The following is a 10,940-nucleotide window of genomic DNA, read 5'->3' as shown; positions in this document are numbered from 1 at the left end:
CCTGAATAGCTCAGCCGGTTAGAGCATCTGACTGTTAATCAGAGGGTCGCTGGTTCGAGCCCAGCTTCAGGAGCAATTTAATAACTTACATAACCGGAGTTTTTAAAATATTCAATTTTTTATTATTCCTGAATAGCTCAGCCGGTTAGAGCATCTGACTGTTAATCAGAGGGTCGCTGGTTCGAGCCCAGCTTCAGGAGCAATACAGCAAATAGTTATATTATTTGCAAATGATATTTAAATGTACTATTTTTGTACACTCGACGGGAAAAGAGTTTCTCGCAGAAAATAAAATTCCTGAATAGCTCAGCAGGTTAGAGCATCTGACTGTTAATCAGAGGGTCGCTGGTTCGAGCCCAGCTTCAGGAGCAATATTGAAACCGGCTTTATGCCGGTTTTTTTGTTTACCATACTTATTAAAAAACTATGAGTTTAGTAATTATTGGTACGGTGGCATTTGATGCAATAGAAACACCGTTCGGTAAAACTGACAAAATTCTAGGTGGTGCCGGTACTTTTGCCGGTTTAGCGGCATCCTATTTATGTGATCAAATTAAATTAGTGAGTGTCGTAGGGGAGGATTTTGGAAACGATAACCTGGAAATCATCAAAAATAAGGGAATCGATGTATCCGGTGTGCAGATCATTCCGGGAGGGCAAACATTTTTCTGGTCGGGAAGATATCATAATGATATGAATAGCCGGGATACCCTTGCTACAGATTTAAATGTACTGGCTAATTTTGATCCTATTATTCCTGCAAGCTATCAAGATTGTGAATACCTTCTTTTGGGGAATCTGACCCCACAAATACAGTTGACGACATTGTCTCGTTTGAAACAAAAACCTAAATTAGTGGTATTGGACACAATGAACTACTGGATGGATGTTGCTCTTGATGACCTGAAGCAAGTGCTCCAAAAAGTTGATGTCCTGACGATCAATGACGCTGAGGCTAGACAGCTTTCGGGTGAATATTCATTGGTTAAGGCTGCTCAGATTATCCTGGAAATGGGACCAAGATATTTGATCATTAAGAAAGGAGAACATGGTGCACTCCTTTTCGGAGAGAATCAGATATTTTCTGCCCCTGCTCTGCCTTTGGCGGATGTATTTGACCCAACAGGAGCCGGCGATTCTTTTGCTGGCGGTTTTATTGGTTATTTGGCCAAAGTGAAAAGTATCAACTTTAACAATATGAAAAATGCACTGATTTTTGGATCTGCGCTTGCATCGTTCTGTGTGGAAAAATTTGGCACTGAACGTTTGATCAATCTCACTGATGAAGATATACAAAAACGATTGAATGCATTTGTAGCCTTATCCCAGTTTAATCTATAACATGAATTTCTATAGACTCCTCAATATGCCGACAACCTGGAATCTTGAAAATACAGCATCTGAATGAGGAGCATCATATAGCTCCTCAGTTAGATCCTGTCCAGCCCAGTGTTCATAATGCATGCCATTTTTCCAAAGCCTGCTTTCTCCAACATCGTAGATGTAGCCCTTGTAGGCGATCCAAATCTGTGGTTTATCTTGACCATTTCGTAATGCCAGTTGGCTTTTACTATATTCCGGTAATTCTTCCTTCATCATTTATATTGCAAGAAGGCGAATATAGGGAAAAACTAGGCTACTTTATAAGCAGATAACGATCGTTTCATGAGCTTTCTAGCAACATGTATTCTTGTTTTTACCGTTCCGATCGGGATATTGAGATGTTCAGAGATCTCATGGTATTTAAAACCTTCGAAATATAAAGAAAAGGGAATGTAGTATTCTTCAGAAAGATTATCAAGTGCTTCATGGATATCTTCCATGACAAATTTGCTTTCACCTTGATTGCTGGAGGCTGAAATAAGAAGATTGGAACTAGAAATATCCTCATCTTTTGTAATAAAAGAGTTTGTTTTTACAATACGTCTATAATTATTTATAAATGTATTTTTCATAATGGTGTAGAGCCATCCTTTTAAATTGGTGCCTTCTTTGAAGTTTTTGAAATAGGTTACAGCTTTGAGAATGGTGTCTTGAACGAGGTCGTTCGCATCTTCATAATCGTTGGTAAAATTTCTGGCGTAGAGTTTTAATGAGTCCGATTGCTCAATAACCATGTTATCAAATTCATTCTTTGTCATAGCTTAATGAATTATAACTGTTCTTTTTGAGAAACAGTAAGTTTATAAAATACGGTTCATTAAGTATGAGGCAAATAATGCGCCAAAATCGAAAGGTTTAGATTTCTTAATGTAATTTTAAGATTATTTTAAGAAGAGCAATCGAGTGCGCAGCTTAACCCTGAGTAAATAAGATTAGCCTAAAGTGATGTTAGAGCGGAAATAGAAGCTAATTTGTTCTTCATTAAACCTAAAAAAAGCCAAAGGTACTATGTTTATATTTTTATAATAAATTAACTTCGCGTTCCAGTATGATATCAAATTTCTGTTTTACATCGCAGATGATCTGTTCGGAAAGGCGGTAAATCTCCTGTCCTGTAGCGTTTTGTCTATTTATTAGTACAAGTGCCTGATTTTTCCATACACCTGCTTGCCCATATTCTTTTCCTTTCCAACCACATTGTTCTATTAACCATCCAGCAGCTAATTTTGTTTGATTTTTTGGCATGGGATAATGTGGTATTGTAGGATATTGTGCTTGTAACCTTTTAAAGGTCTTTTCGGAAACTATGGGATTTTTGAAGAAGCTCCCTGCATTGCCAACAGTACTGGGGTCGGGGAGTTTTTCTACACGGATACGTGATACTACATTTGCGATGTCGGCGATAGTAGGCTGACTGATATTTTCTTTGGTAAGTTCGGCCTCAATTGCACCGTAAGAACTATTGATATGTGGTATACGGCTGAGCTTGTAAGTGACCTGGGTAATAATAAAACGGCCTTTGTATTTGGATTTGAAAATACTGTCCCGATAGGAGAAATCACAGTCTTGTTTTTTGAAGGTTGTGAATTCCCCAGTTTGGGTGTCGAAAGCTTCACATTCGTAGAATACATACATCAATTCAGTGCCATAGGCTCCAATATTCTGCACAGGTGAGGCACCGACAGTACCTGGTATGAGCGCCATATTTTCTATACCGGCATAATTATTTTTTATGCAATGCCACACAAAGTCATTCCAGATCTCCCCGGCCTTGGCGGTCACATATACGTGATCTGATTCAATTTTTGACTGTATACCTTTGCTGTTCATGCGAATGATATAGCCTTCAAAAGGTTTGGTAAACAGAACATTGCTCCCAGCGCCAAGAACGAAAAAATTCTCTTGAAAAATTCCTTTTTTAAAAATTTGGGTCAATGTTTCATTGTCATTCACTTCGATGAGAAAACTTGTCTTTTCTTCTATTCCAAACGTGTTGAAAGGTTTTAAAGATATATTCGATTGAATGTTTAACTCCATGTTGACTTTAATTTTCAGAAATTCAAATAAATCAGCTATCTTTAGCTTGATAATCGGTAAAGATAGTATAAACCGTTTATTTAACGATAAAAAATATAAGTTTAATGAAGAATGCTGATGTAAAAAGAATCAAGATTCTGGAGGCTGCAACAAGGCGCTTTGCACATTTTGGAATGGCTAAGACGACGATGTCCGAGATAGCAAAAGATCTTAATTTTTCAAAAGCACTGCTTTATTATTATTTCCCGGATAAGAACAGTTTGTATTCTGCTGTTTTTGAATATGTGATCGACAGGATGATCGAAGATATTGAGGAAGTGATTGATCAGGGAGGGAACTTTGAGGAAGTCATGATGTATTCTATTGATATGCGGGTGAAGATTATCAACCAATACTACAATCTGTTTGAATACACCATGAAGATGGTAAAAGAACTTCCGGATGAACTGGAGCGGGTATTCAAGGAGTCGTATCTTCGGGAGGTTGAAATTATTGAAAAAATTCTACAGATTGGTATAGGAGCTGGTGAGATTCAAGTCGATGATCTGAACGAAACGGCGCGTATTCTTTTATATTCATTATTTGGCATGCGAATGGGGATATTGAAGGATATGAAAAATATGTTATTTCCAACCAAAGAAGAATTCGATCATATTCTCAGTTTACAGAAGAAAATGATGCGAATCTTTCTGAATGGCCTGCGGTATCAGCGCCATTGATCATCAATCCCAGGTAGATTGTATATGTCCAATTATCTGTTGGGCGTGGATCCGTGAATTTTCTATAAACCACAGGTGGGTATTTAATCCTCCGCAGACTACACCTGCTAAATATAGACCTTCAATATTGGTTTCCATAGTCTGTTCGTTGTGATGCGGGATGCAGGGGGCTTGGTTTGGTATATCAATTCCTATCTTCCTTAGAAAGGCAAAATTTGGCCGGTATCCTGTAAGCGCAAGTACAAAATCATTTTCAATCTCAATGATGCCTGTCGGCGTTTGAATAGTGGCGTTCGTTTCGGTAATCGATGTTAATGCACTGTTGTAAAGCACATCAATTTCTCCGGCTGCAATTCTATTTTCGATATCGGGCTTTACCCAATATTTTACCCTTGGGCTGATTTCATTTCCCCGGATCACTAAAGTAACCTTTGCTCCTTTACGAAAGGTTTCTAATGCTGCATCTATTGATGAATTGCTTGCGCCGACCACAATTACTTTTTGGCCGCTGTAGTAGTGTGGATCGTTGTAATAATGTCTAACTTTATTGAGCCCCTCACCAGGTATGTCAAGTAGCATGGGGATATCATAAAAACCAGTTGCAATAATGACTTTTTTAGCCGTATAAGACCTTTTATTACTTTCGACCAGAAAGTTATTGTCGTTTTTTTTGATGTCGAGAACTTCCTCAAAAAGATGTGTGTCCAATTCAAATTTCTGCTGTATCCGCCTGTAATATTCTAAGGCTTCCATTCTTTTGGGTTTTGGATTTGTGGTGACAAAGGGAATATCCCCAATTTCGAGCCTTTCGGAAGAGGAGAAGAATGTCATATTTTGAGGGTAGTTGTAGAGGGAATTTACGAGGCAACCTTTTTCTAGGATAAGGTATTTTAAGTTTGCCTGTTTGGCTTCTAAAGCACATGCTAAGCCTATTGGTCCGCCTCCAACAATGATAATATCGTAAAATGCTGATGTATTTTCGCTCATAAGTGTAAATTTCGGGAATTTTGAGAATAAATCAACTTAATACTTTAGTTAATTCTGCTTCCTGTTCCGCAATGCTTTTGTTGTGAAGATCTTGCACGATTTTGTGTAAATCCTGGGCAATTTTATATAAAAAATCCAATTGCTCATCCAAAAGTTTGCCGTCGACTGAATTGATATCTGTGTTTTCAAAGCGGTCATTGGGGATTTCAATATCCAGCGGGTCAAAGCTGGTGCTGGAATCTGATGAATGGAGCAATTGAATTGACTGGGCTAATGAGCCTAGTATTTTTCGTATGGTTCTGACATGGTCTTTGTTGAGATAATTGTTGTCCATGGCATCCAGATGATTCATCAGAGTGACTGAAAACGAAGCAAGGATATGGTTAAATATGACAAATTTATTGACCTCTTTACTGTATTTCTGCCTTTTTTTGGGCTCCGTCAACATACGCTGGAAGGTGGATCCCATATTGGCTGTTTCCACATAAACGGCCTTCCGAGCAAGTTTGTAGTCGGTGATCGTGGGAGCCTGGCCAGCAATTTCTTTCAACGCCTGGAAAATATAGTTGTAATTGGCAATCAATAATTTCCGCATGGATTCCCTGACCTGCATACTTTCCCAGTTTGGAAAAATGATATAGCTCGAAAGAAAAGCAATCATCCCACCGATAAAGGTGTCTAAGATACGTTCCTTGGTTACTTCTAAGGTATTGGAGCTAACAAAGCTAAGCATAATCAGGACATAGGGCGTCATAAACAATACTGCAACGACATAATTGACCCTGAATAAGCTGTAGGCAGTCAAGAAAAAGAAAATCAATAGGACAAAGAGTATGGTTGGGTCTTTTATCGTCAATAAGATTGCGGCACCAATCAGACCGCCAATCGTCGTACCGATGAGGCGCTGTATGTTCCGTTCTTTTGTCAGGCCAAATCCTGGTTTTAAGATAACCATTATCGTGAGCAGGATCCAGTACACATTGTTGGTAATGTTGGTGACCTCGAATATATAATAGGATAAGGACATGACAATTGCCATACGGCAGGCATGGCGAAAGATGGTAGATTTTAAAGTAAGGTTTTCACGGAACTTTTTAAAATCAATAGCCGAACTTTGAACAAAACGTTTCGCATCATCGATTTCTTTCTTTTTGACATCATCCGGTTGTAAATGGGAATAGCCATAGATATTTTTCATCCGGTGGACAAGATCCCGTAAATTGATCAATACTTTGCGCAAAGCAAAGGTGCTGTATTGCTGTTCCTTGTCGAGCTGATCGATTTTTGCGTGCAAGTGACTCAGGTCTGCATCAAAGTCGTAAAGTGGCTTTGGCTGCACATTGGTATTGAGCTGATAGGCTAAATTGTCGAGCTCATTTGTATATTTTAGGATAATATTTCTAAAATCATCTAATATACCTGTAGGGCCAAATCTTTCACTGATTGTGTTATAGTCGTAGTGTGCGGCCATGCTCTGTTCAAACAGGTCTACGATGTCGTTAAAGATTAATGTCAGGTAACGCCCCACTTTTGTGGTGTCTTTGATCGAGCGCTTACTCTGAAATAGGAGTTCCCTTACATTCTCTTGGTGTTGATTAACTTCAATCTGTTTATCAATCAACCTGAGGTAATTTTTATCATTGTCGATTTTGGCGTCATAGAAATTGGCCTTCAATCGTATGTATTCAGCGACATATCGGATTGTTTCGGCGAGTTCTTGTTCGGCCAGCCTATACGGGCGTGCTTGTGTGATCGAGAGGCTTATGGTAATGTACCAAAGTCCTCCAAGGGTAAAGAAGCCGAGGTAGCTGATAGCCTGCTCAAATGGATAATGTATCTGCACATGGATGAGCATCATCAAAATGCACATCAAACCTACATTGGCTGCCCGACCATTGAATACCGCAAACATGGCAAAGATAAAGCAGGCCACACCAATAAAAACAGCCAGGAGATATACATTCTGATTGACAATATTGGTGAGAATAAATGTTAATGTGGTCAGTATAGTGGCAGCAAACATCCCTTTACGTCGGTGACTGGGTGCTCCAGGAGTATCCGAAAGACCAACTAAAAGTGCTCCTAAAGATACAATCGTGCCATTTGTAAACTGACCGAAGGTAGCAAAAATGAGGACAGGCACAATGCACCCGATTGTAATTCGGAGTCCATCAGCAAAATATTGACTATAGAAAAAACTTTTTATTTCTTGTGTCTGTTTCATAATGTATAATAGCACAAATATACAAGATAAGGCAATATAAGCCCGTGGTTTCCACTTTTGTTGTAAAGAAATAGCAAAAAATAGAAATTACTAAATTTTATTAATATGTTTATAATATTTTGATGTTTTTCTTGATTAATTTATATTGTTTTATTTATTTAAGTATAATATTGCTATATTTGGCTCGTAGGGTAATTTCAGAAATATTACAGAGATTCAAGAGTCACCTAAACTCTCTTGACCATTTTCAAAGATTTAAATATGAAGCAAAGTAAAAATGAGGCCGTCTTTCAGGACGAGGTATTGACACGCTTTGAACTTTTTAAAAGTTTGTTTTTAACATTGCCATTTCAACGTGTTAAAGATACCGGTACTTTATTGCCATTTTTTGCAAAGCAATGCGAAAAGGGTGTCGACCAACATTTGACTCCAGATGAAATAATCAAGAGCTTTTTTGATCAGCATGAAGAGTTTGCGTCAGAAGAACAGCGTATTGATTTATTATTCCGTTTTGTGCAGTATATCGAGCGCCAAGTGGTTTTATTTGATGCGATAGAAGATTCTTCATTTCAGATGGTGGGAAGGGGCGATGATGAGAATGTTTTGGGAGCATTGATCAAAAATGCTGAGGGTAATAGGGATATGCGGCGTAAGATTGTTTCCAAATTAAAGGATTTTTCTGTTCGGTTGGTCCTTACGGCGCACCCGACACAATTCTATCCTGGGCCGGTATTGGGCATCATCAATGATTTAATCGATGCCATTAAAACCAATGATATCCATAGCATACACTTATTGTTGCAACAGTTGGGTAAAACACCTTTTATAAATAAAAATAAACCAACTCCAGTTGACGAAGCTGCTAGTTTAGCCTGGTTCTTGGAGAATGTATTTTATAAGGTTGCCTCAGAGATCCAATCCTTTATCGATGATGAGCTGGATGTGGATACAGAGGAAGTGAAGCAACTGATTGAGTTAGGTTTCTGGCCTGGAGGTGACCGGGATGGTAATCCGAATGTGAGTGTGGAAAGCACAAAGAAAGTGGCAGCTCTATTGCGTACGATTCTATTTAGATGTTATTATAGGGACTTCCGCATCGTCAGACGTCGTATTACTTTCAGGGGAGTGGAAGAGTATATGGAAAATTTACAGACCCTGTTTTATGAGAATAGCTTTAATCCGGTTGAGCATCCTGAGGATGAAACTGATAATATCATCACAAATCTGAAAGCGATCAAAAATGTGCTGGAAGAATATCATAATGGTCTCTTTGTAGAGATTGTAGACGATCTGCTCCGTAAGGTGATGACATTTGGCTGTTTCTTTACGACATTGGACATCAGGCAAGATAGTCGTATTCTACGTGAAGCAACAGATCATCTCATTCAGCAGTATCAGGTAGAAACGGGAATGCCCTCGAATTATCTAGAACTGAGTGAAGTGGAGAAGCAAAAGGCACTGAAATTTAAAGAGCTTGATCTAAGTGTGGACGAGGATGCTGACCCATTGACCAAGGATACTTCAGGTGTGATCAAATTACTGAAGGAAATCCAACACGCGGGTTCGGAAAGAGCTGCACAGCGTTTTATCATCAGTAATTGTCAGCAGGCAAGTGACATCTTGGGATTGCGACAGTTGTTCCTATGGTCTGGCTGGAAGAAAGATGCGTTGACGATTGACTTTGTGCCTTTGTTTGAAACAGTAGACGATTTGACAAGAGCAGCAGATGTCATGAAAACATTATACAGCAATAAAGAATATAAGGCTCATCTGAAACGTCGTGGCAATAAACAGACCATTATGTTGGGCTATTCGGACAGTACAAAGGATGGTGGTTATTTGATGGCTAATTGGTCTATCTACCGGGCGAAAATTGAATTAACGGCTATTTCACGTGAGTATGATGTTGATCTTGTCTTTTTTGATGGCCGCGGTGGCCCACCAGCACGTGGTGGAGGTAAAACACAGCGTTTTTATGCGTCAATGGGTAAAGAAATAGCTAACGATCATATTCAGTTGACCATTCAGGGGCAGACGATCAGTAGCCAATATGGTTCCTTGGATACGGCACGATTTAACCTTGAACAGCTCTTGCATGCTGGCATTATTTCAGATTTGAAACAGCGATCCGGAGATACGTTGACCAAGCATCAACAGGAGATTATTGATAAATTGGCTGAATTGAGCCACCATAAATTTATGGACCTGCGGAAGAACAAGCTATTCTTACCGTATCTGGAGACCCTGTCCCCATTGAAAGCCCTTTCATCGATCAATATTTCAAGCCGGCCGGTAAAACGGAATTCGGGTCGTGAATTACGCTTAGAAGATCTTCGGGCAATTAGTTTCGTGACATCATGGAGTCAGTTAAAGCAAAATATTCCAGGATTCTACGGCGTGGGAACAGCCTTACAATGGGCAGAGAAGAACAATCTTTGGAAGGATGTACAGCAATTGTATGTTTCCTCCGGATTTTTCCAGACATTGATCGATAATTGCATGATGTCAATGACCAAATCCAATTTTGATATCACTGCCTATATGAAAGATGATGCGGTGTATGGTGAATTTTGGAAAAACCTACACGCTGAATATCAGATCACCAAAGAATATTTACTGAAACTTAGTGGTACTTCAAAATTGATGGAGAACTATCCAGTGGATCGGGAGTCTATTTTAGCGCGGGAAGGTATTGTATTGCCACTGTTAGTGATACAGCACTATGCTATCCGGGCATTAAATGCTGACCACTTGGATGAGGCCCAACGTGCGGATTATGCCAAATTGATTGCGCGTACCATATTCGGGGTAGTCAATGCAGGAAGAAATGTTGCGTAATTTTGCTTCTTTTCGATCATAAGGTTTCGAAGAATGTATATTTTATCTACTTTTGTATAGTTAACAAAATTGATATGAAGATTAATAAGTTATTTATTGTTGCGGCGTGTGCGAGTACATTATTTGCATCTTGTGGTCAGACAGCTGCAGATAGACAGCGTCAATATGCCAATGCATCTTTAGCAGATGGTGATGCTTTTGCGATGATTAAATTCGTAGGCGAAAATGGAAGCTATTTAATAAATCTTGCGGATTTGGCTGCTAAACAATCTGCTTCAGCGGACGTAAAGAATGTAGCAGCGAAGATTAAAGAGGCGTATGCAAGTGTTTTGCCTGAACTGGATGGCTTGGCTAAAGAATTGCATGTTGGCGATGCAGCACGTGGCATACCTGCATTTCAAGCTCCTGCTTCAGTAATAGGTGCTGATAGTGCGGCTGTATTCAATGATAAAGCATTTTTAGCTTTAGTTGTGGAAAAACAAGGGGAGATCAATAGTCGATTGACCCGTGAAGAACTTAATACCAACAAGAAGGTTATTCATCTTTCAGAAGAATCTTTGAAGAAAGTAGAAGAAATCTATCAGTTGGCTGGTGGAAAAGTTGAAGAACATGGTCATCACTAAATAATGATGTACATAAAGAAAAAGGAACACTCACTTCGGTTTGTGTTCCTTTTTTTACATCCTATTTGTTGAGTTGTTAAATTAATAATAACTTAATATTTATATAATATAGTTGTTAATAACTGTGTT

Annotated in this window: 9 protein-coding genes and 3 tRNA genes; 7 read left to right on the top strand and 5 right to left on the bottom strand. The window is 38.9% G+C overall.

What is annotated here, in order from left to right:
• The 4 genes from HX021_RS08860 (at position 1) to HX021_RS08845 (ending at position 1,341) form a co-directional block, all read left to right on the top strand.
• Positions 1-73 (top strand) — tRNA-Asn (locus HX021_RS08860).
• Between the two features lie 53 nt (positions 74-126).
• Positions 127-200, top strand: a tRNA-Asn gene (locus HX021_RS08855).
• A 95-nt stretch (positions 201-295) separates the two neighbouring features.
• A tRNA-Asn gene (locus HX021_RS08850) sits at positions 296-369 on the top strand.
• A 57-nt stretch (positions 370-426) separates the two neighbouring features.
• The gene (locus HX021_RS08845; protein WP_286589817.1) at positions 427-1,341 is read left to right on the top strand and encodes a PfkB family carbohydrate kinase; all 915 of its coding nucleotides are present in this window, start codon (positions 427-429) and stop codon (positions 1,339-1,341) included.
• Positions 1,342-1,350: 9 nt separating this feature from the next.
• Here HX021_RS08845 and HX021_RS08840 read toward each other — a convergent pair whose 3' ends face one another.
• From HX021_RS08840 to murB, 3 genes are all read right to left on the bottom strand, one after another.
• Positions 1,351-1,596: a cytochrome b5 domain-containing protein gene (locus HX021_RS08840; RefSeq protein ID WP_502959002.1), complete on the bottom strand. Its 246-nt coding sequence runs from the start codon at positions 1,594-1,596 to the stop codon at positions 1,351-1,353.
• A 35-nt stretch (positions 1,597-1,631) separates the two neighbouring features.
• On the bottom strand, positions 1,632-2,141 hold the full coding sequence (locus tag HX021_RS08835; protein ID WP_286589814.1) for an RNA polymerase sigma factor: 510 nt from the start codon (positions 2,139-2,141) through the stop codon (positions 1,632-1,634).
• Between the two features lie 262 nt (positions 2,142-2,403).
• Positions 2,404-3,420 (bottom strand): UDP-N-acetylmuramate dehydrogenase, encoded by a 1,017-nt coding sequence (murB, locus tag HX021_RS08830; protein WP_286589813.1) that lies wholly within the window; start codon positions 3,418-3,420, stop codon positions 2,404-2,406.
• A gap of 104 nt (positions 3,421-3,524) precedes the next feature.
• Here murB and HX021_RS08825 point away from each other — a divergent pair, with 104 nt between their 5' ends.
• Positions 3,525-4,139, top strand: coding sequence for a TetR/AcrR family transcriptional regulator (locus tag HX021_RS08825; protein ID WP_286589812.1), 615 nt, complete (start codon positions 3,525-3,527; stop codon positions 4,137-4,139).
• A gap of 3 nt (positions 4,140-4,142) precedes the next feature.
• On the opposite strand, the gene HX021_RS08820 is transcribed toward HX021_RS08825, so the two are convergent.
• Together HX021_RS08820 and HX021_RS08815 are read right to left on the bottom strand one after the other, a co-directional pair.
• The gene (locus HX021_RS08820) at positions 4,143-5,126 is read right to left on the bottom strand and encodes a YpdA family putative bacillithiol disulfide reductase (RefSeq protein ID WP_286589811.1); all 984 of its coding nucleotides are present in this window, start codon (positions 5,124-5,126) and stop codon (positions 4,143-4,145) included.
• 31 nt (positions 5,127-5,157) lie between these two features.
• Positions 5,158-7,350 (bottom strand): FUSC family protein, encoded by a 2,193-nt coding sequence (locus tag HX021_RS08815; RefSeq protein WP_286589810.1) that lies wholly within the window; start codon positions 7,348-7,350, stop codon positions 5,158-5,160.
• Between the two features lie 261 nt (positions 7,351-7,611).
• Between HX021_RS08815 and HX021_RS08810 the strand changes: the two genes are divergently transcribed.
• Together HX021_RS08810 and HX021_RS08805 are read left to right on the top strand one after the other, a co-directional pair.
• The gene (locus tag HX021_RS08810) at positions 7,612-10,188 is read left to right on the top strand and encodes a phosphoenolpyruvate carboxylase (protein WP_286589809.1); all 2,577 of its coding nucleotides are present in this window, start codon (positions 7,612-7,614) and stop codon (positions 10,186-10,188) included.
• 74 nt (positions 10,189-10,262) lie between these two features.
• A complete protein-coding gene (locus tag HX021_RS08805; protein ID WP_286589808.1) occupies positions 10,263-10,811 on the top strand; it encodes a hypothetical protein in 549 nt (182 codons plus the stop codon).
• The last annotated feature ends 129 nt before the right edge of the window (positions 10,812-10,940 follow it).

The sequence above is a fragment of the Sphingobacterium sp. N143 genome, assembly GCF_030325625.1.
In the GTDB taxonomy this organism is placed as follows: Bacteria; Bacteroidota; Bacteroidia; order Sphingobacteriales; family Sphingobacteriaceae; genus Sphingobacterium.
This window is presented reverse-complemented; position numbering and strand designations above follow the sequence as displayed.

Coding starts and splice junctions, on each gene's coding strand:
- HX021_RS08845 (WP_286589817.1), top strand. CDS start 427: ATGAGTTTAGTAATTATTGGTACGGTGGCATTTGATGCAATAGAAACA.
- HX021_RS08840 (WP_502959002.1), bottom strand. CDS start 1,596: ATGAAGGAAGAATTACCGGAATATAGTAAAAGCCAACTGGCATTACGA.
- HX021_RS08835 (WP_286589814.1), bottom strand. CDS start 2,141: ATGACAAAGAATGAATTTGATAACATGGTTATTGAGCAATCGGACTCA.
- murB (WP_286589813.1), bottom strand. CDS start 3,420: ATGGAGTTAAACATTCAATCGAATATATCTTTAAAACCTTTCAACACG.
- HX021_RS08825 (WP_286589812.1), top strand. CDS start 3,525: ATGAAGAATGCTGATGTAAAAAGAATCAAGATTCTGGAGGCTGCAACA.
- HX021_RS08820 (WP_286589811.1), bottom strand. CDS start 5,126: ATGAGCGAAAATACATCAGCATTTTACGATATTATCATTGTTGGAGGC.
- HX021_RS08815 (WP_286589810.1), bottom strand. CDS start 7,350: ATGAAACAGACACAAGAAATAAAAAGTTTTTTCTATAGTCAATATTTT.
- HX021_RS08810 (WP_286589809.1), top strand. CDS start 7,612: ATGAAGCAAAGTAAAAATGAGGCCGTCTTTCAGGACGAGGTATTGACA.
- HX021_RS08805 (WP_286589808.1), top strand. CDS start 10,263: ATGAAGATTAATAAGTTATTTATTGTTGCGGCGTGTGCGAGTACATTA.